Origin of the sequence: Agrobacterium tumefaciens, assembly GCF_005221385.1 — a bacterium.
In the GTDB taxonomy this organism is placed as follows: Bacteria; Pseudomonadota; Alphaproteobacteria; order Rhizobiales; family Rhizobiaceae; genus Agrobacterium; species Agrobacterium tomkonis.
Window position 1 is genome coordinate 1218877 of sequence record NZ_CP039904.1, and the last position, 26794, is coordinate 1245670.

Sequence of the window (26794 nt, forward strand, 5' to 3'; positions counted from 1 at the left end):
CTCGGCGTATATATTTGTTAAATTTGTTTAGTTCGCTTTCCAGCCGCGCCATTCCACCCAACGCCCGTGAAAATCGGCGCGGCCGATTTCCTGTTTCTCGCCAGTCGGCCAGATTTGCAGGGTAATCGCGGCGCTGCCCGGCGTCTGGTCCGCTTCCATCTGCAGGCGGGCAAGCGGAGCCTCCGGCGTGGCGCGGGCGCCTGCCTCGGCAATCAAGGCTTCTCCGGTCTGCTTTAAGGCATCCGGCAGATATTGCCAGGCGACGGAATGGTAGATGACATGGGTGGCGCCCGAATGCGGTGTGGCAAGGCGTCGTTTCAGCCAGTCGATCGCATCGGCCTTTTCGACGTGTAAGCCGTTCTCCACGGCAATCTGTAGAGCCGCTGCTGTTCGCTCCAGCCTGTCGGTCTGGTCAGCCCAGACATAGGACATCAAGCGCAGGCGATCCTCGGCGGATGACGGATCGAGCGGGTTGAGATCGCAGCCGGCGCGCTCGATGACCTCAATCCGACGATCGGGCGGCGATGCGTTTCCGCGCCATTCCGGCGAAAGAAAGACATCCGACTTCTCACCCCATGCGAGGTCGCCCAGTCGATACTGGTAACGGTCAAATTGCAGGTTCAGCCCGGCGCTGGCGCCAACTTCCGAAAGCGCCAGCGGCTTGCCGACAAGCGCCGCAATCGTCAGAAACCCCGGCAGCAGCACTGCGGAACGGCGGACTTCGTTGGTCTGCGGTGGTGATTTCAACCTCTCGAGGATAAAGGCTGCATGAAAGCGCAACGCATCTTCGCAGGCCTGCCACAGCTTATCGTCGTTTTCGGGTGCGATATCGACAAGCGGCGTGATCTTGTCCTCAATGGCAAGCGCATGCAGGGCGCCCGCCAGCCGCAAGGGAACGGAATCGCCGGAGGGGCCGACATCGCCCGGCCAGGACAGGATTTTTTGGCCCACTTCCGTCTGGCGGTCCAGCCGCGCCGAGACTGCGCGGCAAAGCCTTGCGGTAAAGGGCGAGCCGAGGCTGTCGCAAGCCCTCGCCTGAACGAGAAACGCATTTCTTACGGCTTCATCATGCATGCGGTCTCTCCCTTGGTCCGTGGGTCAGATATCGTCCGGCCTGTCCTCCGGATTGAACTGGGTGATCGTCGTCCAGCGGGCGGTGAGCGCCGGCTTTCTTTCGTTTTCAATCTCCACTGTCACGTCATAGGTCGTCATCAGCATGGCGGCGCCGCGAAAGCGGGCTTCCGCCAGGATGAACCGGCCGCGCACCCGCGCACCACTTTTAACCGGCGCGACGAAACGCACGGCGTCGAAGCCGTAATTGAGGCCCATGATCTGCTCGCGAATAGGGGGCACGGCGTCGTAATACAGCGCCGAAAGCAAAGACAGCGTCAGGAACCCATGCGCGATAGTACCGCCGAAGGGGCTTTCCGCTTTGGCGCGCTCCGGGTCCGTGTGGATGAACTGTTCGTCCAAAGTTGCTTTTGCGAAGGCGTCAATCATCGTCTGATCGACGATGATCCAGTCGGAAACGCCCATTTCCGTGCCGACGAGACTTTTAATCTCCGCCAGCCCTATGTCCTTTGCCATAATGTCTCTTTCCGGTTGCGTCGCACGCCATATAAAGGTGCCGGTGCCAGGCGATCAACCGCGCAGATAAAACACCACCGAACGGGCAGGCAGGAAAGCGGGATTACCGAAATCCGTGCCGATAGCTCTCCAGCCATTGCCGGGCAAGGTAAAGGGCACAATCTCGCGGCTGCGGTTGATGAGCACCGCGAGTTCGACCTCGTTTCCCCTCTCGTGATCGGAGGTGGAAAGTACCATGGCGAAGGCCGGTCCGTCCGGTCTTTCCCAGTCCGAAACCGTCATGGGTTCGCCGCCGGGAGCAAGCCACGCCACATCGTCCTTGCCGGAGAAAAATGCGGTTTGCGAAAAGACGCTGAAGCGTTTGCGCAGTGCGGAAAGAAACGCGGTGTGATCGATCAGTTCCGGGGAAAGCGATGACCAGTCGACCCAGTTGATCTCATTGTCCTGACAATAGGCGTTGTTGTTGCCCTGCTGGCTGCGGCCACCCTCATCGCCAGCGGTGAGCATCAATGCGCCGCGGCTGACGAAAAGCGTGGAAAGCAGCGCCTTCACATCAGCAAGGCGCGCAGCGACAATGGCGGGATCATCGCTTGGGCCTTCTACGCCATTGTTCCAGGAATGGTTTTCATTGTGGCCGTCGCGATTGTTCTCGCCGTTTTTTTCATTGTGCTTGTGTTCGTGGCTGACGAGATCGAACAGCGTGAAGCCGTCATGGGCGGCAAGGAAATTGACGCTGCGGCTTCTTGAGCGGCCATGGCGTGAAAAGATCGGCGACGAACCGGATAGTGCATCGGCGAGCGCCCCGGTGGTTCCCGCATCACCGCGCCAGAACCGGCGCATATCGTCACGGGCACGGTCGTTCCATTCCAGAAAGCTTTCGGGGAAATTGCCGAGCTGGTAACCGCCGGGGCCGATATCCCATGGTTCGGCGATCAGCACACGGTCGTGAAGCACTGCGTCCGAATGCATGGCATCAAGCGTTTCGCTGGCCATATCGAAGCCATTGGCCGTTCGACCGAGCACGGGTGCCAGATCGAAACGGAAGCCGTCCACACCAGCATTCACGACAAAATGCCTGAGCGCATCGATGATGAGCTGGCGCACATAGGGATGATCGCACGCGACCGTATTGCCGGTGCCGGTATCATTAATGAGCACGCCCGGTTCTCCGGGCGGGTGTCGGAAGGCGGTGAGATTGTCGAGGCCACGCAACGACAAAACCGACCCTTCAATGTCGCTCTCACCGGTATGGTTGAAGACCAGATCGAGAATGACGCCTATACCTTCCGCATGCAGCGCGGCTACCGTATCGCGTAATTCCCGCACGCCGCCGGGGCAGAGGCGCGGATCGAGCGCCATGAAGCCGACCGGGTTGTAGCCCCAGGCATTGGAAAGGCCGAGCGGCGGCAGGTGCCGCTCGTCGATCCAGGCAGTGATCGGCATCAGTTCCACGGCATCCACGCCGATTTTTTTCAGGTGCGCGATGATGGCGGGATGAGCCAGCGCCGCGACGGTGCCCCTTATGTTTTCCGGCACCTCGGGATGCAATGTGCTGAAGGATTTGACCGCAAGTTCGTAAATCAGCCCGCCTTCGGCAAAAAGCGGCGCTTGGCGTTTGGGCGGTTGGTATTGTGAAAGGATCGCCTTGGGCATGATGCCGCCCGTGTCTTCGCCAAAAGCGTATAGCGCCGGATCGTGCCGGAAGGGGCGGTCGATCTCCGTGGCATAGGGGTCGAGCAGTAGTTTTGATGGATCGAACCACAGGCCGTGTTCGGGGGCGTAAATTCCGTGGGCGCGGTAACCGTATCGCGTGCCGGAACCGGTGTCCGTCACCGTCAAACGGTGAATATCATCCTCTCCGCGCTTCATTGGCAGACGGGCGGTCTCCTTTTCACCGGCTGCATCGAAAAGGCAAAGATCGATCTGGGAAGCGTGCCGGGAATAGACCGTGAATTCCGTTCCGTTTTCCGTCTGGATTGCGCCTTTGGGGAAAACGGGTGGGTTCTGCATGGATCGCCTCCGATGGGGATGATGTTTTTTCTCAAAGGCATCGGCTGGATTGGAGGAGGCTTATGCTCTCACCCCCAAACTCCAAAAGGGCTGAAACCTCTCTTCCGTCATCCTCGGGCTTGACCCGAGGATCCACAACCCCGCCCCACCATGGATCCTCGGGTCAAACCCGAGGATGACGCCGAATGTGGCGAAGGGTGTGTCACCCCGATAAGCTGCCTTGCCAGATGCCTATTGCGCGGCGCGCTCTCCCGGAAGAGACGCGCGCCGCGGCAATTTCACGTAATAACGCTCGGTTCGTTGCGGCCGGTATGGGCCTTGATACCGGCGATCGTATCGGCAACGGCAATCAGGTCGGCCAGCGCCTCCTGGGTTTCTATGCCGTGGCGGGCCGCATCCGCCTCGTAACGCTCAACGTAAAGCCTCAGCGTCGCGCCTGCCGTGCCGGTGCCGGAAAGGCGCAGCACGATGCGCGAACCGCCCTCGAACAGGATGCGGATGCCCTGATTTTTGCTCACCGACTGATCGACAGGATCGTGATAGGCAAAATCATCCGCAGCCGCGACCTTCAGATTGCCGTAGCTGGTGCCGGGAAGTGTGGCGAGTTTTTCGCGCAGCGTGGCGACCAGCGTGTTAGCGGCGTCTGAATCAACTTCTTCATAGTCATGGCGGGAATAATAGTTGCGGCCATATTCGGCCCAGTGCCTGGTGACGATGTCTTTTACGCTTTCCTTGCGGGCGGCGACGATGTTCAGCCAGAACAGCACGGCCCAGAGGCCATCCTTTTCACGCACATGGTTGGAGCCGGTGCCAAAACTTTCCTCGCCACAGATCGTTACCTTACCGGCGTCCATGAGGTTGCCGAAGAATTTCCAGCCGGTCGGCGTCTCATACATGCCAAGCCCGAGCTTTTCGGCGACACGGTCCGCTGCGGCACTGGTCGGCATGGAGCGGGCAATGCCGGAAATGCCGGCGGCATAACCGGGCGCCAGTTTGGCATTGGCCGCGATGATGGCGAGGCTGTCGGAGGGGGTGACGAACATGCCCTTGCCGACAACCATGTTGCGGTCGCCATCGCCATCGGAAGCCGCACCGAAATCCGGTCCCTGCGGGCTCATGACATCGTCATAAAGCTCCTTGGCGTGGACAAGGTTGGGGTCTGGATGGTGGCCGCCGAAATCCGGCAGCGGCGTTGCGTTGCGGACAGAGCCTTTTGGCGCGCCGAGGCGCTTTTCGATGATGTCCACGGCATAAGGGCCGGTAACGGCGCTCATGGAATCGACCACGACCTTGAAGCCGCCGGCAATCAGCGCACGGATCGCATCGAAATCGAAGAGCTCTTCCATCAGGGCGGCGTAATCGGTGACCGGATCGATCACCTCCACCGTCAGCTCATCGACTTTGAAGCTGCCCACCTTGTCGAGATCGATATCGGCGGCATCGGAAATCTTGTAGCTATCGATGACCTTGGAACGGGCATAGATCGCGTTGGTGATCTTTTCCGGTGCCGGGCCGCCATTGCCGATATTGTATTTGATGCCGAAATCTTCGTTCGGGCCGCCGGGATTGTGGCTGGCGGAAAGAACGATGCCGCCAAAGGCCTTGTATTTGCGGATAATGTTGGAGGCGGCCGGCGTGGAAAGAATGCCGCCCTGGCCGACTAGAACCTTGCCGAAACCGGCAGCGGCGGCCATCTTGATCGCCTTCTGGATAACTTCCCGGTTGTAATAACGGCCGTCGCCGCCGATCACCAGCGTCTGGCCCTGAAAACCTTCAAGCGCGTCGAAGATCGACTGGATGAAATTCTCGGCGTAATTTTCCTGGGCGAAGACTGGCACCTTCTTGCGCAGGCCGGAAGTGCCCGGCTTCTGGTCCTGATAGGGCTTGGTCTTGATAGTCTTGATCATTGTTTTAATGGCCTTTCGAAATAAGCTGGCTGTAAAGCGCGGCGTAAAGACCGGCGCTTTTTTCCCAGGAAACATCGGATTTCATTCCGAGTTTCTGCATTTGTGTCCATAGTTTCGGGTCGTGGTAATAACGCACGGTCCGGCGGATCGCCTGTTTGAGACCATCGAGCGTGACGGGGGAAAATTGCACGCCGGTCGCTGCCTTGCTGGCAAGGGCGGCGTGATTGGCGTCGATCACGGTGTCGGCAAGGCCGCCGGTGCGGGCAACCACCGGAATACAGCCGTAACGCAGTGCGTAAAGCTGCGTGAGGCCGCAGGGTTCGAAGCGCGAGGGAATGATGATTGCATCGCAGCCCGCCTGCATCAGATGCGACAGGGGTTCGTTATAACCGATGGCAACGCCGACACGGCCGTGGTGGCGGGATGCGGCCGCCAGAAGCGCGCCTTCCAGCGCCACTTCGCCCGCGCCGAGCACGACGAGACGACCGCCGAGGGCAACGATCTCGTCCACGGCTTCCGCCATGAGGTCGATGCCCTTCTGCCAGGTGAGGCGGGAAATGATGCAGAAAAGCGGGCTGTCGTCATCATCGATGCGGAAATGCTCAGCGACCGCCTTCTTGTTCAGCGCGCGGTTCTTGAGGTTGGCGGCGGAATAATTGTCGTGGATCAGATGGTCGGTGGCCGGGTTCCAGACATCGGCGTCGATGCCGTTGACGATGCCGTGCAGCACATGGGCGCGGCTGCTGATCACTCCCTCCAGCCCCATGCCGAATTGCGGGGTCAGGATTTCCTCGGCGTAAGAGGGGCTGACGGTGCTGAGCGCCGTCGCCGTCTGCAGGCCGCCCTTGAGGAAACTGACATCATTATAATATTCGATGCCCTCCATGCCGAAGGCATGGGCAGGTAGTGCCAGGCGGCTGAAGATGTTGGCGCCGAACTGGCCCTGGAAGGCGATGTTGTGGATGGTGAGAAGGCTCGGAATCTCAGGCGTTTCGGCATAACGCATATAGACCGGCGTCATGGCGGCCTGCCAGTCATGGGCGTGCACCATATCCGGCCGCCAGCCGGGAAGCACACCGGCGGCAATACGGGCCGCCGCCAGCGACAACGCCGCAAAACGTTTCCAATTATCAGGATAATCCTTGCCGGCCTGATTGAGATAAGGGCCGCCGGACCGTTCGTAATAAGCGGGTGCATCGAGAATGAGGAGATCCAACCCCTCGTGCCGCACCTCGAGCACCTCGGCTTTTTCACCGAGCAGATCGGAAAATTCGAAACACTTGACGGGGTCCGTCACGGCGGCTTTCACCGCCGGATAGCCGGGTATCAATGTTCGCGTTCTGACGCCATGGGCTTCGAGCGCGATGGGCAGCGCGCCGACAACGTCGGCGAGCCCTCCGGTCTTGATCAGGGGATAGATTTCGGATGAAACCGAAAGGACATTCATGGGCTCTACAGGTCCAGCTTGTCGATCATCGATTGGGTGATAAGGCAAATGCCATTTTCAGTGCGGCGGAAACGTTTGGCATCCAGTTCTGGGTCTTCTCCTACAATCAGTCCTTCCGGAATGACCACGCCATGGTCGATGACGACATTGCTGAGCTGGGCATGACGCCCGATCTTCACACTCGGCAGTACTACGGCATTCTCAAGGCGGGAGTATGAATTGGCGCGCACGCCTGTGAACAGAAGGCTGCGCGTGAGGGCCGCACCGGAAATAATGCAATCGCCCGAGACGACCGACGACACGGCCGAACCGCGACGATCCTCGTCATCATGCACGAATTTCGCCGGCGGGGTGATTTCCGCGTAAGTCCAGATCGGCCAGGATTTGTCGTAGATATCGAGGTCGGGCACCACATCCGTCAGGTCGATATTGGCCTGCCAATAGGCATCGATGGTGCCGACATCGCGCCAGTACGGCCCGTGTTCGAAATCCGAGCGCACGCAGGAATCCGCGAAGCGATGGGCGACGGCTTTGCCGTGCTTGACGATATAGGGAATGATGTCCTTGCCGAAATCGCGGCTGGAGGTCGGGTCGGCGGCATCGCGGCGCAGCGCTTCCATCAGGAATTTGGTGTGGAAGACATAAATGCCCATCGAGGCGAGCGCGAAGCCCTCATTACCGGGAATGCCGGGCGGATCGGCCGGTTTTTCGATGAAGTCGATGATCTCGTCTTTTTCGTTCACATGCATGACACCGAAGCCGGTCGCTTCCATGCGCGGTACTTCAAGGCAGCCGATCGTCACATCCGCACCGGAATCGACATGCTGCTGCAGCATGTATTCGTAATCCATCTTGTAAATGTGATCGCCGGCGAGAATGACCATATATTCCGGCGCATAGGGCTCGATGATGTCGATGTTCTGGTAGACGGCGTCGGCGGTGCCTTCATACCATTGCGTTTCGGACACGCGCTGCGAGGCCGGCAGAATGTCGAAGCTTTCATTACGTTCGGGGCGGAAAAAGTCCCAGCCGCGCTGCAGGTGGCGGATGAGCGAATGCGCCTTGTATTGCGTGGCGACGCCGATGCGGCGAATGCCGGAATTGAGCGCGTTGGAGAGCGCAAAATCGATGATGCGCGCCTTGCCGCCGAAATAAACGGCGGGTTTTGCCCGGCGGTCCGTCAGCTCCTTCAGGCGGCTTCCTCTGCCGCCTGCGAGGACATAGGCCATTGCATCACGCGCCAGTGGCTGAACTCTTTTTTCCGACATGGTGTCCTCCCTCTCTGTCTGTCAGTTTTCCGGCTCAAGCATGATCGTCGCGAGCGGCGGCAGGACGAGCATCGCCCCGATTTCTCCGCCGGCATCGACCGCCTGAACGCGTCCGCCATTTCCCTTGCCGCTGCCGCCATAGATTTCGGCGTCGGTGTTGAGAATCTCCCGCCACCGCCCCGCCTGGGGCAGCGGCACATAATAACTTTCCCGGTAGACCGGGGTGAGATTGCAGATGACTGCCACCGGTTTTTCACCAGGCGCCATGCGCAACCAGGCAAAGACGGAATTGTCGTGGTCCTCGACCACCAGCCAGCGGAAACCTTCCGGCTCGCAGTCGCGGGCGTGCAAAGCGGGTTTTGAACGATAGGTGAGGTTAAGATCGCGCACGAGGCGGCGCATGCCCTCATGCATCGGATATTGGCGCAGGTTCCAGTCGAGAGCGCCCTTTTCGCTCCATTCGCTCCATTGGGCGAACTCCTGGCCCATGAACAGAAGCTTCTTGCCGGGATAACCCCACATGAAACCGTAATAGGATCGCAAGTTGGCGAATTTCTGCCAGTCGTCGCCGGACATCTTGGCGATCAGCGATCCCTTGCCGTGCACCACTTCGTCATGAGAAAGCGGCAACACGAAATTCTCGGTGAAGGCGTAAAGCAGACCGAAGGTCAGTTCCTGATGGTGGAACTTGCGATGCACCGGCTCACGCGAGAAATAGCTCAGCGTGTCGTGCATGAAGCCCATGTTCCATTTGAAGCCGAAACCGAGACCGCCTTCATGAACGGGCTGGGAAACTTTCGGCCAGGAGGTGGACTCCTCCGCAATGGTCATGACGCCGGGATGGGTGCCATAAACGAGAGAATTCATCTTCTGCAGGAAGCGGACGGATTCGAGATTTTCGCGTCCGCCATATTCGTTGGGGATCCACTCGCCTTCCTTGCGGGAATAATCGAGATAAAGCATCGAGGCGACCGCATCGACGCGCAGGCCGTCGAGATGGAATTTCTCGGCCCAGTAAAGCGCATTGTTGATGAGGTAGGACATCACCTCAACACGGCCGAAATTATAGATTGCCGTGTTCCAGTCGGGATGAAAACCCTGACGTGGATCGGCATGTTCGTAAAGCGCGGTGCCGTCGAACCAGCGCAGGCCGTGCTCGTCGGTTGGAAAATGCGCCGGAACCCAGTCGAGGATCACCCCGATGCCGACCTTGTGAGCGCCGTTGACGAAACGCGCAAAGCCTTCCGGATCGCCGAAGCGGGCGGTCGGGGCATAAAGACCGGTCGTCTGGTAACCCCATGAGGGGTCATAGGGATGTTCGGTAATCGGCAGGAACTCGATATGGGTGAAGCCCATATCCGTGCAGTAAGGAATGAGCTGGGCGGCCAGTTCATCCCAGCTGAGGAACGTGCCGTCCTCGCGGCGCTGCCAGGAGCCGGCGTGCACCTCGTAAATGCTGATCGGCTGGCGGCGCTGGTCCACCTGCGCCCAATGTTCGCGGTGAGCCTGGTCTTCCCATTTCTGAGCCAGTTCCGGCGCGGTGACGGAGGCGTTTTTCGGCCGCAACTCGCCGCGTCGCGCATAGGGATCGGCCTTCAGCGGCAGAAGCTCGCCATTGGCGCCGAGGATTTCGAATTTATAGGCGCAGCCGGCATAGACGTCAGGCGCGAAGATTTCCCAGATGCCGGTATCCTTGCGGAAACGCATGACATGCCGGCGTCCATCCCAATTGTTGAAATCGCCGACCACAGAAACGCGCCGTGCATTGGGTGCCCAGACGGCAAAGTGGAAACCCTCGACGCCCTCAAGCTTCAGAGGATGTGCGCCCATCCTGTCGAAGAGCCGCAGATGCGACCCCTCGCGGACGAAATAATCGTCCATCGGTCCAAGAACCGGGCCGAAGCTGTAAGGGTCGGTCACCGCCCATTCTGCATCGTCGCGGCCGGCGCGGTAACGCACCGGCTGGCGCGATGCAAGCTCGACCGGACCTTCGAAAAAGCCTTCCGGATCGAGCCGCTTTAGTTCGCCGATGAAATTTCCGTCCAATGTCAGGACGGACACTTCTTCGGCGCCCGGGATGAAACAGCGGGCGGAAAACCCTTCCGGCGCTTCATGAACGCCGAGAAGGGCAAAGGGGTTGGAGTGCAAACCGCTCTTGATCGCCTCGATTTCAGCCTTCGTGATTTCGCCAGTCTTTTTCTCTTCGGCCGAATTGAGCGGTTTTTTCATCAGGCTCTCCAGATCTCGGTGGCATATTGCCGGATCGTCCTGTCGGACGAGAACCAGCCCATACGCGCCGTGTTGCGCACTGTCTTGGTGTTCCAGCTATCCTGATCGCTCCAGATCGCATCCACCTTGCGCTGCGCGTCGGCATAGGCGTCGAAATCGGCGGCGACCATGAACCAGTCGCTATTGTATATACCGTCGATGAGGCCGGCAAAACGCGAGCGGTCATCGGGCGAGAACACGCCTGACGCAATGGACGACAGCGCCTGCGACAATTCCGTGGATTGTTCGATGATCGCACGGGGATTGTGACCTTCGGCACGCGCGTTTGCGACTTCTTCCGCCGTCATGCCGAAGATGACGATGTTGTCACTGCCGACATGTTCGAGCATTTCGACATTTGCGCCATCGAGCGTTCCGATGGTGAGCGCGCCGTTCAGCGCGAATTTCATGTTGCCCGTGCCCGACGCTTCCATGCCGGCGGTCGAGATCTGTTCCGAGAGATCGGCGGCGGGAACCATGATTTCCGCAAGCGAGACGTTATAGTTTGGAATAAACACCACTTTCAGAAGCCCGCGCACGGCCGGATCGTTGTTGATGACCCTGGCAATATCATTGGCAAGCTTGATGATCAGCTTCGCGTTGTGATAACTCGGCGCCGCCTTGCCTGCGAAGAACTTAACGCGCGGTACCCATTCCAGTTCCGGGTGGGAACGGATCTGGTCGTAAAGCGCCACCGTTTCGATAAGGTTCAGAAGCTGACGCTTATATTCGTGGATGCGCTTGATCTGGATGTCGAACATGGCCGAAGGATCGACGCGGATGCCCATGCGCTGCGCCACCGTATTGGCAAGCCGCACCTTGTTCAGACGCTTCACTTCGGCGAATTTTTCGCGGAAACCGGCATCGTCGGCAAAGCGGTCAAGCGCGGTGAGTTTTTCCGCATCGTCGAGGAAGTCGTCGCCGATCGCTTCGCGCACCAGCCCCGTCAAGCCCGGATTGCATTGCATCAGCCAGCGGCGTGGCGTGATGCCGTTGGTCTTGTTGTTGATACGCTCAGGGTAAAGGCCGTGCAGGTCGGCAAAGACCGTTTCCTTCATCAGTTCGGTATGAAGGGCGGAAACGCCGTTGATCGAATGCGAGCCGATGAAGGCGAGGTTGCCCATGCGCACGCGGCGTTCGCCGCCTTCATCAATGAGAGAGATCGAACGGATCTGCTGATCCGCCATCTTCTTTTCCTTGCGGGCATAGACCAGCGTATTGGCGTTGATCGCATAGACGATCTGCATATGTCTTGGCAGAAGACGCTCGAGCAGCGGCACCGGCCAGCTTTCCAGTGCTTCCGGCAGAAGCGTGTGGTTGGTGTAGGAGAAAGTCCCCTGTGTGATCTTCCAGGCCTCGTCGAATTCAAGGCCATGCACATCGCAGAGCAGGCGCATCATTTCGCAGATGGAAATGGCCGGATGCGTATCGTTGAGCTGGATCGAAACCTTGTCCGGCAGCGAAGTGAAATCAGGATATTGCTGCAGATGACGGCGCAGAATGTCCTGCAACGAGGCGGAGGAGAAGAAGAACTCCTGCCGCAGGCGCAGTTCCTGGCCCGCCGGCGTTGCATCCGCAGGGTAGAGAACGCGTGTCAGGCTTTCCGCCTTGTTGCTCTCGCGCAATGCGCCGATATGGTCGCCAGCATTGAAAGCGGCGAGCAGAATGGGGTCGATCGGCTGTGCCGACCACAGGCGCAGCGTGTTGACGCGGGTGCCGCGCCAGCCGACGACCGGCGTGTCATAAGCCATGGCGATGACGCGTTCGGCCGGCTTCCAGACGAAACGCTGCGGGTCTTCATAGCCGCCGATGGTTTCCACCGATCCGCCGAAGCCGACCTCATAGGAGCTTTCGCGGCGTTCGAATTCCCAGGGGTTGCCGTGCGCCAGCCAGGTCTCCGGCAGTTCCACCTGCCAGCCATCCGCCATCTGCTGGCGAAAGAGGCCGTGCACGTAACGAATGCCGTAGCCATAGGCGGGAATATCGACAGTCGCCATGGATTCCATGAAGCAGGCGGCGAGACGGCCAAGGCCGCCATTGCCGAGCGCGGCATCCGGCTCCAGCCCGGCAATGACGTCGAGGTCGACACCGAGCGAGGACAGCGCATCGCGGATTTCGTGCATGAGGCCGATATTGGAAATGGCGTCGCGCATGAGGCGGCCAATCAGGAACTCCAGCGACAGATAATAAACGCGCTTGGAATTGTTGGCATAGGCCTTGCGGGTGGATTCCATCCATTTGTCGATGATGCGGTCGCGAACGACGAGAATGGTTGCGGTCAGCCAGTCATGCGGCTTGGCTACCTTGACGTCCTTGCCGATACGGTAAGTCAGTCGCTCGATGATTTCCGCCGCCATGATTTCCGGATTGGAACTGCGCGGGGCGGGGCGGGGAAGATCGGCGGCGTTGAGATTATTGATCATTGGTCGGTCAGCACCTTGGTGGGAGGAGAGGGTCTGATGAGGTCGATCCGGTTTGCCTTTACTGACGCCAGTTTATGCATCGATATGGAGGCGTGGCAACAGCAATTTTCGCGGAAAGTTGGAGGGCTTAATATTATGAAAAATAAGACTTTTCCTTCAGCGTCCCGAGGATCGCCAAAGGCATTGCGCGCTCTTTATGCGCCGTTCTTGAACGGGTTTGCGTGGTCGTTGCGATGCCGGGCATCGTTCAAAAAAGGGAGAGAGGCTGCAATATTTTCTGAAGTGGTTCACCGGCCCTGAAATCTGTTTCGGTCTATCGGATCACACACTAGCCTTCGCGGCCTGGAAAATTCAATGAAAATAAACGAGACGGCGTCGTGACGGCGCACGCTCTGGGTGGCGAGCGCGGAAAAAGGCCCTGATCGTCGCAAAAACCGGTATTTATGACAGGAAAAAAGGTTCCGTCGTCATCTCGCCGGCGCGGATCGTCACTCTCGTATTCGGCGGAACGGCGCACCACGGGGTGCAATCGAAGGAAAACGGTTCCGAACTCAGTGCAATTCCCTCATCCAGCCCGCGCCAGTAAAGCGTCGGCGGCTTGTCATCGCTGGACCAGCGGAAAGCATGCAGACAATCGCCATCCATCAGCACGGCGCTGAACCGCAGCGCTGAGGAAACGCCCGCAGCGATCATCTTTTCCTGACAGAGGCGCAGCGCGGTTGAAATGGCGCGGATGGGGTCGGTGACAAGGCCGTGGCCGGCGGCGATCAGGAAGATTGCTTCGCTGTCGCCGGTGCCGCGTCGCGACGCATAGATATCGTCGGGTATGAGGGAATCGATGTCGCGTCTTATCTGCTCGTAACCGCCGATCTGGCCGTTATGCATGAACAGATATTGCCCATGTGCGAAGGGGTGGCAATTGGCGCGGGAAACCTCGCCTGACGTGGCGGAGCGAACATGCGCCATGAACATGCCCGAGCGCAGCTGGTGGCAAAGCGCCGCGAGATTGGCGTCGGACCAGGCGGGTCTGGTGTCGCGAAAAACGCCGGGCGTTCCGCGTTCACCATACCATCCAAGACCGCAACCATCGCCGTTGACGACGGTTTTTGCTTCCCGTGCGGCCATGGACTGGCTGACCAGCGATGCTTCCGGTTCGATCAGCAGGCTGTCGAGCCAGACCGGTTTACCGGAATAGGCAAAGAGGCGACACATTCATGCGGCTCTGTTGAAGGCCTTGTTTCCGAGCGCGAAACCGACGGCGGCCTTCGCGTGAATGGCGGTCGAATCGTAACCCGGTAGCGGCAGGGCATCGGGATCGATCAGCAGCGAAATCTCGGTGCAGCCGAGAATGACGGAATCGACGCCAAGTGCGCGGGCCTTCTCGATGACCGCGAGATAGCGCTCGCGCGAGCAGGACTTGATCTCGCCCTGGCAGAGTTCTCCGAAAATAATGTCATGGATCGCGGCCCGGTCTTCCGCATCGGGCACGACCACATCAACACCGTGGCGGCGCATGCGGTCGGTGTAGAAGCCATGTTCCATCGTGTAGCGGGTGGCGAGAAGCAGCGGCTTGCGGCGTCCATCCGCCTTCAAGGCTGCGGCGGTTTCGTCGATGATGTCGATGAGGGCGACGCCCGACATCTTCTCGACCGTTTCTGCGACGAGGTGCATGGTGTTGGTGCAGATGAGCACACAATCGGCACCGGCATTGGCAAGGCGTGCGCCGGCGGCGCCCAGAAGTGCACCGGCCTCATCCCAGCGATCGGCCTTTTGAAGGGCGACGACTTCGGAAAAATCAAGCGAATGCATGACGATATCGGCAGAGACCAGCCCACCGCGGCTGTCGCGCACGGCTTCATTGATCATGCGGTAATAGGTTGCGGTGGATTCCCAGCTCATGCCGCCGATCAGACCGATGCGTTTCATAAGAGTTCCCTTATCAAGTTTGATTGAAGACAAGAATGCCATCGCAAGGACGAAAATGGCATGCGTTTTTTCAGGGATTTAGATGTGCTTATGCAAATATCAGGCGCTATATAGGTCAGATGTGCAAATTTCTTGCGTCATTGCGTTAACCAGTGCATTGTTTGGCGATGATTGATGACCGTGACCGCCGAATCCTTGCGATTCTCCAGGAGAATGCCGAAACGCCGCTCTCCGATATAGCTGAGGAGGTTTCGTTGTCGCTATCCGCCTGCTCGCGGCGCATTACGCGCCTGCGTGCGGAAGGTTATGTGACGGGCACGATGGCGCTGCTTGACCGGCGAAAGATCAACCTGCCGACCACGGTTTTCCTGCTGGTGAGAACCGGCCTGCATGCGGAAGACTGGCTGGACCAGTTCCATGCCGCCGTCAGCACCATACCTGAAATCGTCGAGGTTCACCGGCTCACCGGCAATTTCGATTATATTCTGAAGCTGGTGCTGCCGAATGTCGAATATTACGACACGGTCTACAAACAGATCCTGCGCCGCGTCCAGCTTTATGACATGTCCGCCTATATCTCCATGGAGACGGTGAAGCTGTCGTCTTCCCTGCCGACAACGCATATTTGAGGGATCATTGGGCCCTTCTCAGCGCGCCGCCTCGAAATGGACGCCGAAACGGAAGCTTCGTGTCTCGCCCGGTTGAAGTGTCACTGCTGCCGTCAGTTCCGGCTGGTTGAAGGCATTGGTGGGCATCTCTACCGGTTCTAGCGCGATTGATTTTCGCCTGTCACGGGCCAGCGTGTCGCCGGTGAAGACATGCATGTGGCCCCGCTCCTGCCAAACCGTAAGGCTCGAACCATCGTGCCGGTTTTCGAGCCGGGTCTCGAAAAGCCCGTTTTCGGACAGGATGAGGTCGGTGAAGCAAAGATCCAGCACATGGTCGGCGATTGGCGTTGCGACTAGAAAGCGGCTGTCGTCGCGTTTGATAATTTCTGCCTGCCCGTCATGCAGGGGGATTAGATGATCGTCGGTCACGATGGCCGTTCGCGATGGTAGCGTCAGATGGAGATCGTCAATGGATGACGGGCCTGGCAGGCGGAAATAGGGATGCCAGCCGGCTGCGAAGGGCAAAGGCTGGTCGCCGTGATTGACGCCGCGTATGTCGATGCTGACCGCCTGGCCGTCAAAGCGATATTCTACCTCGATGATGAGCCGATAGGGATAGCCCGTGAAATCGGACGGCGATATTTCGCTGCGAAAAATGAGCACATGCGCGCCGTTTTCCTCGAAAGATTGTTCGAGAGCAAAGGGCAGGGCTCTGGCAAATCCGTGGAAGACGAGGGCCTCGTGGGCAAGAACCGGCTTGATGTGGTGCATCTCCCCGCCGAAGTCATATTGGCCGTTGGGAATGCGGTTGGTGAAGGGCGCAAGAATCCCGTTTCTCACGCCGTTCTGTGAGTGTAGCTCCGCCGGCGTCAAGTAGCCGTCGACAAGGTTTTCGCCTTCGCAGCCATCCGCAAGCCGCGGTCGCCAGCTCAAAAGCGTAGCGCCCTCATAAGCGATCTCGGCGCTGAAGCTCTCGCCGGAAACCGTAACAGCGGCAATCCCCGTGCCTGTCGCGGAGGTGGTCATCGGGAAATTGTCCTTTGATGCATATGTTTGCGATCATCGGGACGACTGCCCCGATTCGCAGATCATCTTCGCTGTGCCAATATTTCGCAATGGCTGGAAGAGGTCGCAGCAAGCGCGACTTCCGTTATTTCGAGGCTTGGCCGCCCCTGTGATGGAACTCAGTCCGGAAAGGTCCGTTTCGCGCCGCTGAAAAATTCCATCAGGGCGGCCTGATCCTCGCCGCCCAGTCCCGCTGCCGTCAGCATTCGGTGCACCTCGGCGCAGACCGCCGTCAGCGGCATGGCCGTGTTGGTGCGCCGCGCAAGATCCTGCGCGCCGTTCAGGTCTTTCACCATATTGTCGATACGACCGGTACGACGGTAGTCCTTGGCCACATAACGCGGCATATATTCCTGCAGGATGGCACTGTCCGCCCGGCCGCCCTTCAGCGCCTGCGGTATCTTGGCGGCATCGACGCCGGCATCGAGCGCAAGCTGCGTTGCTTCCGCCACCGCCAGGAAGTTCAGGCCGCAGAGAACCTGATTGATGAGCTTGGTTGTCTGGCCTGCGCCGCAGGGTCCCATATGGGTAAAATTGCTGGCCACATGTTGAAGCACGCGATGGGCGTCGGCCACGTCTTTTTCGCTGCCGCCTGCCATCAGCGTCAACTGCCCGATGAGCGCCTTGGGCGCGCCGCCGGAGAGCGGGCTATCTACCCAGCGCAGCCCCTTTTCTGCGGCTTCGGCCGCCAGTTCCTTTGTCGCCTCCGGATCGATGGAGGACATGTCGATGATCAGCGCGCCGGGCTTTGCACCCGCCGCCACGCCATCCTTGCCGAAAACGGCGATCCGGACGATCTTCGGCGAATTGAGGCTGAGGATCACGACATCGGAGGCGGATGCCGCTTCCGCCGCGGTGCCGGCGCTTCGCGCGCCGAGGCCGGTCAGCGCCGCCACTTTTTCCGCATCCAGATCGAAAACCGTCAGTTGATTGCCGGTTTCGATCAGCCGCGTGCCGATTGCCCCACCCATCGCGCCTGCGCCGATGAGGGCGACTTTGTTTTTCTCGGTCATGGTGTTCACGGCCTCCTCCCAAAGTGTCGTGGTGTCATCGGTCCGATTCCGGATGGCGGCCGCAGCCTGCCATCCGGAATGATGTTTTTCAAAGCGAGGCGGTGATGCCGCCGTCAACGTAGAGAATATGGCCGTTCACGAATGACGAGGCGTCGGACGACAGGAAAATGCAGGCGCCGACAAGCTCTTCGACCTTGCCCCAGCGACCGGCGGGCGTGCGCTTTTCAAGCCATGCGGAGAAGGTCTCGTCGGCCACCAGCGCCGCATTGAGAGGTGTGTCGAAATAGCCCGGCGCAATGGCATTGCATTGCAGGCCGTATTTCGCCCAGTCCGTCGCCATGCCTTTCGTCAGATTGCCGACAGCGCCCTTGGTGGCGGTGTAGGGCGCGATGCCGGGGCGGGCAAGAGCGGTCTGAACGCTGGCGATATTGATGATCTTGCCGCGTCCACGGGAAATCATGTGGCGTGCTGCCGCCTGTCCGGCGTGAAACACCGAGGCAATGTTGGTCTGCAAAAGACGCTCGAAGGCATCGGCTGGAAAATCCTCGAGCGGCGTGCGGTGCTGCATGCCGGCATTGTTGACCAGAATATCGATAGGGCCGACTTCAGCCTCGAAACCGTCGATAGCCTTGCGCACTGCTTCATGATCGGTGGCGTCGAAGGCAAGCGTTTTCGCACCCTTGATGCCGGCGGCGGCGGCTTTCAGCTTCGCTTCGTCGCGCCCGTTCAGCACCACTTCCGCTCCCGCTTCCGCCAGCCCTTGCGCCAGCGCGAAGCCGATGCCCTGGGACGAACCCGTGATCAGGGCGCGGCGGCCGGAAAGATCGAACAAATTAAGGCCCACTGTGTTCCTCCAGTCTCTCGACATTGTATCTGTGCAGGTTTATGTTATCGATAACATTCAGCCCTTTCAGGCGTGGATGTCAAGGCTTAAACGCCCGGTTTCGGTACGGATCCGGCGCGGGAGGAGGCTGCAGGCCGGTAAATATGGTCTTGCGGCCGCGATCTGGATGCGGAAATTTTTGCGCGCCGCAGTGGCGCGCGGTTGAACGGAGTTATTGATGAGAGCGATTGTCGCCCACGGGGCAAAGGATGTGCGCATTGAGGAGCGGCCGGAGGAAGCGCCGGGGCCGGGAGAAGTGCGGCTTCGTCTGGTTCGGGGCGGGATTTGCGGCAGCGATCTGCACTATTACAACCATGGTGGTTTCGGCGCGGTACGCCTCCGTGAACCGATGGTGCTGGGGCACGAGGTGTCGGCCATTGTCGAGGAACTGGGTGAAGGTGTGGAAGGCCTGAAGCTTGGCGGTCTGGTCGCGGTTTCGCCTTCCCGCCCATGCCGAACCTGCCGGTTTTGCCAGGAAGGCCTGCACAACCAGTGCCTCAATATGCGCTTCTATGGCAGCGCTATGCCTTTCCCGCATATTCAGGGCGCTTTCCGGGAGGTTCTGGTTGCGGATGCCCTGCAATGCGTGCCGGCTGACGGTCTGAGCGCTGGCGAGGCGGCCATGGCGGAGCCGCTGGCGGTGACGCTGCATGCCACCCGTCGCGCCGGTGATTTGCTGGGAAAACGCGTATTGGTGACGGGTTGCGGCCCCATCGGCATTCTCTCCATCCTCGCTGCGCGCCGGGCGGGTGCGGCCGAAATCGTTGCGACCGACCTTTCGGATTTCACGCTCTCCAAGGCGCGCGAAGCGGGTGCGGATCGTGTCATCAACAGTAAGGATGAGCCCGACGCGCTTGCCGCTTATGGCGCGAACAAGGGGACTTTCGACGTTCTCTATGAATGCTCTGGCGCTGCCGTAGCTCTTGCCGGCGGCATCGCTGCGCTCCGGCCGCGCGGCATCATCGTCCAGCTCGGGCTGGGTGGTGATATGAGCCTGCCGATGATGGCGATTACCGCCAAGGAACTCGATCTGCGCGGCTCCTTCCGCTTCCACGAGGAATTCGCCACCGGCGTCGAGCTGATGCGCAAGGGCCTGATCGACGTCAAGCCATTCATCACCCAGACCGTCGATCTCGATGACGCCATATCGGCCTTTGAATTCGCCTCCGACCGCAGTCGGGCCATGAAAGTCCAGATCGCTTTTTCGTAAGCCCTTTTCCGCCTATTTTCGCGCGGGCGCTTTAACCGGCGGTGGATGGTTCCACCGCCGGTTTTTCATCGAGAGATTTCAGCCTTAGCAGACCATCATTGATGTTATCGGTATCATCAATTGCCTGCGAGAGGTTTTCTGTTCATCCCCGGCTGTCCGGCTCTGCATCTGCTGACTTATCCCCCGTCGAACTGCACATTTTGACGCAGGTCAAAAAGGTGATTTGCCGCCTGCCATTTTTTGCGTTATCGAAATTTCAGAAATTACTGAAAATTCAGGAAACAAAGAAATGCCGACCAGCCTGTCACCGCTCGTTCAGTCCTTCGTGCTGCATTTTGGTGAGATGGGCAGCCGCTGGGGCATCAACCGCACGGTCGGCCAAGTCTATGCTTTGCTTTACATATCGCCGCAGCCGCTCTGCGCGGACGACATTGTTGAGGCGCTTGGCATTTCCCGTTCCAACGTCTCGATGAGCTTGAAAGAGCTTCAGGCGTGGAACCTTGCAATTCTCAAGCATTTCCCGGGCGACCGGCGCGATTTTTTCACGACGCCGGAGGATGTCTGGCAAATTCTCCGCACGCTTGCCGAAGAGCGCAAGAAGCGCGAAATTGATCCTACCCTGAGCGTATTGCGCGAAATTCTGATGGAGACGCCGGAGAACGAAGATGAGCGGCATGCGCAAAAGCGCATAGACGAGATGAAGACGCTGATCGAGCAGCTCACCGGCTGGTATGACGATGTGAAGTGGCTGGAGACGGAGAGGTTGGCTTCACTTCTGGCGCTCGGCTCAAAAGTCACGAAGCTGCTGGAGGCGAAGGACAAGATCGTTTCTCTCGCCAGACCCCGCGGCGCGAAGAAGGACAGGTGAGGAGATCGGTCGTGAACATGTCCGCACAAATCCGCCAGTCGGCCGATAGCAATGGCGCAGACTGTCCTGTGCCGGTTGCGGTCTCACCTGAAACACCGAGGCGGCGCTTCTTCGGCACCGCCAGCCGCAAGTCCTCCCGCGACAAGACCGCAGTGAAAACGACGCGCGCACCGGCGGTAGGTAGATCCGTTGCCCTGTTGCATGTTCTGGCGGCCCTTATCTGGTTGCCGCAGGCAGGCCTCCTTGCCTTTTCAGTCGGAAAAATCGCCGATGGCGAGCCGATGACAGCGATTGTGCCAGTTGCCGTTGCGGTTCTCATTCTGGGTTTCCTGAAGGCGTGGCTGGAGAGAATTGCCGCGAGACTATCGTTTCGTGCTGCGCGTGCGGCATTGTCACAACGGCGGCTGGAAGCGCTTCAGGCAGTGGCGAAGGTTTCGCCGCTCGATCTGTCGCGCACGGCTTCCGGCGAGGCGGCAAGTGTCGTGGCCGAGGCGGCGGAATCGCTGGTGCCCTATCTTTCCCGTTTCCAGCCCGCCCGGATGAAGGCCACCATCATTCCCCTGGTTTTTGTGCTGGCGATCCTGCCCTTTACCTGGATTGCGGCGCTGGTGCTGTTGCTTTCCATGCCGACCATCCCGCTTTTCATGGCGCTGATCGGCTGGCAGGCCAAGGCGGCCAGCGAAAAGCAGCTGGCGGAGACCGGCAATATGAATGCGTTCCTGCTGGATCGTCTGCGCGGGCTGGAAACGATCCGCGCGCTGGAAGCCGTCGATCTGACTGCCGGGCGTCTCAGCGCCGATGCGCAGAACCTCAAGACGCGGACGATGGTGGTTCTGAGGATCGCCTTTCTGTCTTCGGCGGTGCTGGAGCTTTTCGCCGCGCTTGGCGTTGCCATGACTGCCGTTTACATCGGTTTCCATCTGCTCGGTTTTCTTGATTTCGGCGCGTGGGGACAGAAGCTGACACTTGCCGAAGGTCTGTTCATCCTGCTTCTGGCCCCGGCCTTTTTCGAGCCGCTGCGGGAATTATCCGCGGTCTGGCACGACCGGGCGGCGGGGGAAGCCGCGCTTGATGCGCTCGACAAGTTGACGCAGGGCGGTGCGGCCATTGCGGGTGAGGGCAGGGATGCGGCGTTGGGTGCATTGCCCAACCCCGGTGCGGTAGAGGTGGATGATTTGTCTTTTGCCTATCCTGCCTCGCCCCCCGTGCTCCGCGATTTCAATCTCAGCATTCGAGCGGGCGAAACGGTCGCGCTTCTCGGGCCATCGGGTTGCGGCAAATCCACGGTCCTGTCGCTGATCGCCGGGCTGGCTTCTGCCGGAAGCGGTGCGATAAAAATCGGCGGCGTCGCCCTTGATGACAAGACGGCTGATACCCTGCGAACATCCATTGGCTGGATCGGCCAGAAGCCGTTCTTTTTTGCCGGTTCGCTTGCGGCAAATATCCGTTTCGGCCGCCCCGGCATCACGCAGGATATGGTCGAGACAGCGCTGGAGCAGACGGGTCTCGAAAGACTGTCGTCCGCCCGGCAACATCTGCTCGTCGGTGATGGCGGCCATGGCATTTCCGGTGGTGAAGCGGTGCGGCTGGCCATTGCGCGCGCTTTCGCCGATCCCGCGACACGCCTTATTCTGGCTGACGAGCCGACGGCGCATCTGGACCGGGAAACCGCCGCTCTCATCACGGAGAATCTGTTGCATCTGGCAAAAGGCAGGACTTTGATCGTCGCAACCCATGATCCGGTGCTGGCCGCGCGCATGGACAGGGTCGTGGATATGGCGGCGATCCATTCGGGGGATCGGTCATGATTGCGCGTTTTGCCATATTGAGACCGGTTATCGCACTTTTCTGGTCGGCGCGTCGCGGCATGCTGCTTGCCGGTGCGGTTCTGGCGGCCACCACGGTGCTGGCTGGCATCGGCCTTCTGGGTGTGTCCGGCTGGTTTATCACCGCCACCGCCATTGCCGGTCTGCTTCCGGCAACGGCCTATGCGTTTGATGTTTTTGCGCCCTCGGCGGCCATTCGTCTTCTGGCGTTGTCGCGTACCGCCGCCCGTTATGGCGAGCGCATGACCACCCATGAAGCCACGCTCTCCGTGCTTGCGGCGTTGCGCGAAAAGCTGTTTCGCGGGTTTGCAGCGCCGCAGGCGGCGCAAAATCTGGAAGCGAGGCCCGCCCGCCTGCTGAACCGGTTGACCGCGGATATTGACGCGCTGGATTCGCTGTATCTGCGCGTGCTGGTGCCTGCCGCCGTCGCGGTCCTTGCGGCTGTCGCAACCGGCATCGGGCTTGCATTCCTCAATCCGCTTGCGGGCATTCTGGCGGCGCTCTTTCTCATTGCGGCAGGGCTCGGCATTTCGGTGCGCTCCGCCCTGCGGGCAGAGAAATTCTCGCGCCGGCGGGCAGTCGGGCTTGAAGCGCTGCGCGCCCGCACGGCAGATCTCGTCAACGGGCAGACGGAATTGCTCACGGCAGGTCGCCTTTCCGCCCAGCTCTTAGCGGCGAAGCGCGCCGATGACTACCTGCTTTCCTGCGACGAGGCCTTGAACCGCATCGAAACGAATGCCGGTTTTTCCTTCGGGTTTGCAACGGCCGTCCTTCTGAGCGCGGCTCTGCTCGGCATGGCCTGGCTGGCGGAACAGGGAACGGTGAGCGCACCGGCCGCCGCGCTCGGGTTGCTCGTCTGTTTTGCCGCGCTGGAGCCTTTCACCGCGCTGCGGCGCGGTGCGATGGAACTTGGCCGTACGCTGTTTTCCGCAAGGCGCATCGCGCCGCGCCTTTCAGCGGCGACCGAGGCCCGCTGTCCGGCTTTGCCCGCCAGCGGCGTGGCTGCCGGGCTTGAAGGCGTGCGTCTGGAGCGGCACGGCAACGACCAGCCGGTCCTGACCAAGATCAATCTTGCCATTGCCGCTGGCGAAAAGGTCGCAATCATCGGTCCGAGCGGTGCGGGCAAGACCAGCCTCATCCAGCTTCTGGCGGGTGAATTGCAGCCATCGGCAGGTACAGTGCGCGCCTTGCCCTCTTCGCTCATGACACAACGGAGCCAGCTTTTCCGCGATAGCATTGCCGATAATCTGAGGCTGGCGAAACCCGCTGCGACCGAGCGTGAATTGTGGGACGTCCTTGACGCCGCAGGCCTTGCCGAACACGTCAAAACCCTGCCCGCCGGGCTGGAGACGAGGCTTGGCGAAGCGGGGCAGGGTCTCTCCGGTGGCCAGTCACGCCGGCTGGCGCTTGCCCGTTTCCTGCTCATCGACAAGCCGCTCTGGCTTCTGGATGAGGTGACGGAGGGGCTGGACGGCGAGACGGCTCGCGACGTGCTCAGCCGGCTGTTTGCGAGGGCCGAAGGCAAGACTGTCGTGATGATCACCCATAATCGCCGTGAGGCGGAATTTGCCGATCGCATCATCGTGCTTAAAGACGGGCGTCAATTTGACGAATGTCAAAGCGGGACGGCGGAATACGACGTAGTGCTGCAAACATTACGTCGGGACTGAGTATTTTTGAGAGCCGGGCTTGCCTTAAAAACGGGCGGCTGGCCTTCTGGAAAAGGTGGGTAAGACTATGGAACTCGACATAGTGGCGCTGTCGCGCCTGCAATTTGCAGTGACGGCTTTATATCACTTTCTGTTCGTTCCCCTGACGATCGGGCTGTCGGTGGTCATCGCCATCATGGAAACGGTCTATGTCATGACCGGCCGGGTGATCTGGCGGCAGATGACGAAATTCTGGGGCATGCTGTTCGGCATCAACTTCGTGCTGGGTGTTTCGACAGGCATCGTCATGGAATTCCAGTTCGGCATGAACTGGAGTTATTACAGCCACTATGTCGGCGATATTTTCGGCGCACCGCTGGCGATCGAGGGCATGATGGCCTTCTTTCTGGAAGCCACCTTCGTCGGTCTGTTCTTTTTCGGCTGGGACAAGCTGTCGAAACTCGGTCATCTCGTTGCGACATGGTGCGTGGCGATCGGCTCGAACTTCTCGGCGCTGTGGATATTGATCGCCAATGGCTGGATGCAGAATCCGACGGGCTCGGCTTTCAACCCGCAGACCATGCGCATGGAAGTGACGGATTTCGCCGCGGTCCTGTTCAACCCGGTCGCGCAGGCGAAATTCGTTCACACGGTTTCCGCAGGTTATGTCACGGCCTCCATCTTCGTGCTCGGCGTTTCCGCCTGGTATGTGCTGAAAGGCCGCCATGTGGATCTCGCCAAACGGTCGATGACGGTAGCCGCCTCTTTCGGTCTCGCGTCAGCCCTTTCGGTCGTCGTGCTGGGGGACGAAAGCGGTTACCTCTCCACGGAACACCAGAAGATGAAGCTCGCCTCCATCGAGGCCATGTGGGAAACGGAGCCGGCGCCGGCGCCCTTCACGGCAATAGGTTTTCCCGATCAGGAAGCGCGCGAGACGCATTTCGCGGTGAAGATTCCGTGGGTAATGGGACTTATCGGCACCCGTTCGCTCGATACGGAAATTCCCGGCATCAACGATCTGGTGGAACAGGCAAAGACCCGTATCCGCGACGGTATCAAGGCCTATGATGCGCTGATGCAGATACGCGCCAGCGGCAAGGGCGCGCAGCTGCCCGAAGAGGTGAACGGCACCTTTGCCGAACTCGGCCACGAGCTTGGTTACGCCCTGTTGCTGAAACGTTATGTCGACGATCCGCGTCAGGCGACAGAAGAGCAGATCGCCAAGGCGGCGGCCGATACGATCCCGCATGTGCCGACCCTGTTCTGGGCCTTCCGTATCATGGTTGGTCTCGGCATGTTCTTCATCCTTCTGACGGCGACCTTCTTTTATCTTTCGGCCCGCCGGCGGCTGGACCGTTATCCGCTGTTGCTGAAGGTGGCCGTCTTCGCCATTCCGCTGCCGTGGATTGCCGCCGAAATGGGCTGGGTGGTGGCCGAATTCGGGCGTCAGCCGTGGATCATCGAGGGTGTGCTGCCAACGGCGGCGGCCGTTTCGAGCCTCAGCGCCTCGACGGTTCTGATTACGCTTCTGTGTTTCATCGCCATCTACACGGTGCTGTTCATCGTCGAGATGGGGCTGATGCTGAAGGCAATCCGCAAGGGGCCTGATCCGGACCATGATCCGGAAGCGCCGCTCGTTCCTGAAAAACTCGTCGCTGCGGAGTAAACGATCATGATCCTGCACCAACTCATCGACTATGAAATCCTTCGCATCATCTGGTGGCTGCTGCTCGGCGTATTGCTTATCGGCTTTGCCGTAACGGGTGGTTTCGATCTCGGCACGGGCGCGCTGCTGCCCTTCGTCGCGAAAACGGATATTGAGCGGCGTGTCGTCATCAACTCCATCGGCCCGGTCTGGGAAGGCAATCAGGTCTGGCTCATCCTCGGCGCCGGTGCGATCTTCGCCGCCTGGCCGCCGCTCTATGCGGTGTCGTTTTCAGGGTTCTACCTTGCGATGGCCGCCATCATGTTTGCATTGATCCTGCGGCCCGTCGGTTTCAAATACCGCTCCAAGCGCGAGAGCACGGCATGGCGCAGCGGCTGGGACTGGGCCTTGTTCGTTGGCGGCTTTGTGCCGGCGCTGATCTTCGGCGTGGCCATCGGCAATGTGCTGCAGGGCGTCCCGTTCTATTTTAATGACGACCTCAGGATTTTTTACGACGGCACGACGCTGTTTGAGCTTCTGAACCCCTACGCTATTCTCTGCGGCCTCGTTTCCGTCGCCATGCTGGTGATGCACGGGGCGGCCTGGCTGGTGCTGAAAACCGAAGGTCCGGTTGCCACCCGCGCCCGCAATTTCGGCAGCATCGCGGCACTCGCCACCACCGTTCTTTTCGCACTCGGCGGCATTCTGCTGTGGTTTGGTGTCGATGGTTATCGTTTCACCTCGGAAGTCGTGACCGACGGGCCGTCCAATCCTTTGGCAAAGACGGTAGAGGTCGCAACCGGCGTCTGGTTCTCCAATTACGCGGCGCATCCATGGACGATGCTGGCGCCGGCGCTCGGTCTGGCCTTCCCGCTTGTCGCCTTCATATTGCTGAGACTGCGCAGGGAAGTGATGGCGCTGCTTGCCAGCTCGCTTGCCATTTTCGGCATCATCGCCACCGTCGGGCTTTCGATGTTTCCCTTCATCCTGCCGTCCTCGGTCGATCCGAAGTCGAGCCTGACGGTGTGGGATGCTTCGTCCAGCCATATGACGCTGTTCAACATGCTGGTCGTCACCCTCATCTTCGTTCCGATCATCGTCGCCTACACCTCATGGGTCTATCGCGTCTTGTGGGGCAAGGTGGATGAAAAGGCGATCCGCGACGACAGCGGCCATGCTTATTGATATTCA

Annotated in this window: 20 protein-coding genes; 7 read left to right on the forward strand and 13 right to left on the reverse strand. The window is 59.8% G+C overall.

Translation table 11 applies throughout. From position 1 onward, the window contains the following. Positions 1 to 27: 27 nt before the first annotated feature. The 10 genes from CFBP6623_RS20820 to CFBP6623_RS20870 form a co-directional block, all read right to left on the reverse strand. Positions 28 to 1074, reverse strand: coding sequence for a DUF2332 domain-containing protein (locus CFBP6623_RS20820; RefSeq protein WP_046801686.1), 1047 nt, complete (start codon positions 1072 to 1074; stop codon positions 28 to 30). 24 nt (positions 1075 to 1098) lie between these two features. Next, on the reverse strand, positions 1099 to 1587 hold the full coding sequence (locus tag CFBP6623_RS20825) for a MaoC family dehydratase (RefSeq protein ID WP_046801687.1): 489 nt from the start codon (positions 1585 to 1587) through the stop codon (positions 1099 to 1101). 54 nt (positions 1588 to 1641) lie between these two features. Further along, a complete protein-coding gene (gene glgX, locus CFBP6623_RS20830; protein WP_046801688.1) occupies positions 1642 to 3597 on the reverse strand; it encodes a glycogen debranching protein GlgX in 1956 nt (651 codons plus the stop codon). A gap of 278 nt (positions 3598 to 3875) precedes the next feature. Beyond that, on the reverse strand, positions 3876 to 5504 hold the full coding sequence (locus tag CFBP6623_RS20835; protein ID WP_046801689.1) for an alpha-D-glucose phosphate-specific phosphoglucomutase: 1629 nt from the start codon (positions 5502 to 5504) through the stop codon (positions 3876 to 3878). Between the two features lie 4 nt (positions 5505 to 5508). Then, positions 5509 to 6951, reverse strand: a complete 1443-nt coding sequence (gene glgA / locus CFBP6623_RS20840) for a glycogen synthase GlgA (RefSeq protein WP_046801690.1) — start codon at positions 6949 to 6951, stop codon at positions 5509 to 5511. Positions 6952 to 6956: 5 nt separating this feature from the next. Next, positions 6957 to 8219, reverse strand: coding sequence for a glucose-1-phosphate adenylyltransferase (glgC, locus tag CFBP6623_RS20845; protein ID WP_046801691.1), 1263 nt, complete (start codon positions 8217 to 8219; stop codon positions 6957 to 6959). A 21-nt stretch (positions 8220 to 8240) separates the two neighbouring features. Next, positions 8241 to 10448, reverse strand: coding sequence for a 1,4-alpha-glucan branching protein GlgB (gene glgB / locus CFBP6623_RS20850; RefSeq protein ID WP_046801692.1), 2208 nt, complete (start codon positions 10446 to 10448; stop codon positions 8241 to 8243). After that, positions 10448 to 12910 (reverse strand): glycogen/starch/alpha-glucan phosphorylase, encoded by a 2463-nt coding sequence (locus tag CFBP6623_RS20855; protein WP_080842888.1) that lies wholly within the window; start codon positions 12908 to 12910, stop codon positions 10448 to 10450. The genes glgB and CFBP6623_RS20855 overlap by 1 nt, the downstream gene beginning before the upstream one ends. 441 nt (positions 12911 to 13351) lie before the next feature. After that, the gene (locus tag CFBP6623_RS20865) at positions 13352 to 14122 is read right to left on the reverse strand and encodes a class II glutamine amidotransferase (protein ID WP_046801693.1); all 771 of its coding nucleotides are present in this window, start codon (positions 14120 to 14122) and stop codon (positions 13352 to 13354) included. Then, positions 14123 to 14836, reverse strand: coding sequence for an aspartate/glutamate racemase family protein (locus tag CFBP6623_RS20870; RefSeq protein ID WP_046801694.1), 714 nt, complete (start codon positions 14834 to 14836; stop codon positions 14123 to 14125). It abuts the gene before it with no gap. A gap of 167 nt (positions 14837 to 15003) precedes the next feature. On the opposite strand from CFBP6623_RS20870, the gene CFBP6623_RS20875 reads away from it, so the two are divergent. After that, positions 15004 to 15465 carry an Lrp/AsnC family transcriptional regulator gene (locus CFBP6623_RS20875; protein ID WP_046801735.1) on the forward strand — a complete coding sequence of 154 codons (462 nt, stop codon included), beginning with the start codon at positions 15004 to 15006 and terminating at the stop codon, positions 15463 to 15465. Between the two features lie 18 nt (positions 15466 to 15483). Here the strand turns inward: CFBP6623_RS20875 and CFBP6623_RS20880 are convergent, their stop codons facing one another. From CFBP6623_RS20880 to CFBP6623_RS20890, 3 genes are all read right to left on the reverse strand, one after another. Further along, positions 15484 to 16470 (reverse strand): aldose 1-epimerase, encoded by a 987-nt coding sequence (locus CFBP6623_RS20880; RefSeq protein WP_046801695.1) that lies wholly within the window; start codon positions 16468 to 16470, stop codon positions 15484 to 15486. Between the two features lie 158 nt (positions 16471 to 16628). Next, a complete protein-coding gene (locus CFBP6623_RS20885; protein ID WP_046801736.1) occupies positions 16629 to 17522 on the reverse strand; it encodes an NAD(P)-dependent oxidoreductase in 894 nt (297 codons plus the stop codon). 88 nt (positions 17523 to 17610) lie between these two features. Next, positions 17611 to 18366 carry an SDR family oxidoreductase gene (locus CFBP6623_RS20890; RefSeq protein ID WP_046801696.1) on the reverse strand — a complete coding sequence of 252 codons (756 nt, stop codon included), beginning with the start codon at positions 18364 to 18366 and terminating at the stop codon, positions 17611 to 17613. A gap of 217 nt (positions 18367 to 18583) precedes the next feature. On the opposite strand from CFBP6623_RS20890, the gene CFBP6623_RS20895 reads away from it, so the two are divergent. The 6 genes from CFBP6623_RS20895 to cydB all read left to right on the forward strand — a co-directional run bounded on the left by CFBP6623_RS20895 (position 18584) and on the right by cydB (position 26788). Continuing rightward, positions 18584 to 19615, forward strand: a complete 1032-nt coding sequence (locus CFBP6623_RS20895) for an L-idonate 5-dehydrogenase (RefSeq protein ID WP_046801698.1) — start codon at positions 18584 to 18586, stop codon at positions 19613 to 19615. A 289-nt stretch (positions 19616 to 19904) separates the two neighbouring features. Beyond that, entirely contained in the window at positions 19905 to 20483 is a 579-nt protein-coding gene (locus tag CFBP6623_RS20900; protein ID WP_080842889.1) for a GbsR/MarR family transcriptional regulator, read from the forward strand. A gap of 17 nt (positions 20484 to 20500) precedes the next feature. Then, entirely contained in the window at positions 20501 to 22291 is a 1791-nt protein-coding gene (gene cydD / locus CFBP6623_RS20905; protein WP_046801700.1) for a thiol reductant ABC exporter subunit CydD, read from the forward strand. Further along, positions 22288 to 23979 carry a thiol reductant ABC exporter subunit CydC gene (gene cydC, locus CFBP6623_RS20910; RefSeq protein WP_046801701.1) on the forward strand — a complete coding sequence of 564 codons (1692 nt, stop codon included), beginning with the start codon at positions 22288 to 22290 and terminating at the stop codon, positions 23977 to 23979. The genes cydD and cydC overlap by 4 nt, the downstream gene beginning before the upstream one ends. A gap of 67 nt (positions 23980 to 24046) precedes the next feature. Next, positions 24047 to 25624: a cytochrome ubiquinol oxidase subunit I gene (locus CFBP6623_RS20915; RefSeq protein ID WP_046801702.1), complete on the forward strand. Its 1578-nt coding sequence runs from the start codon at positions 24047 to 24049 to the stop codon at positions 25622 to 25624. A 6-nt stretch (positions 25625 to 25630) separates the two neighbouring features. Next, the gene (gene cydB / locus CFBP6623_RS20920; protein WP_046801703.1) at positions 25631 to 26788 is read left to right on the forward strand and encodes a cytochrome d ubiquinol oxidase subunit II; all 1158 of its coding nucleotides are present in this window, start codon (positions 25631 to 25633) and stop codon (positions 26786 to 26788) included. Positions 26789 to 26794 lie beyond the last annotated feature (6 nt).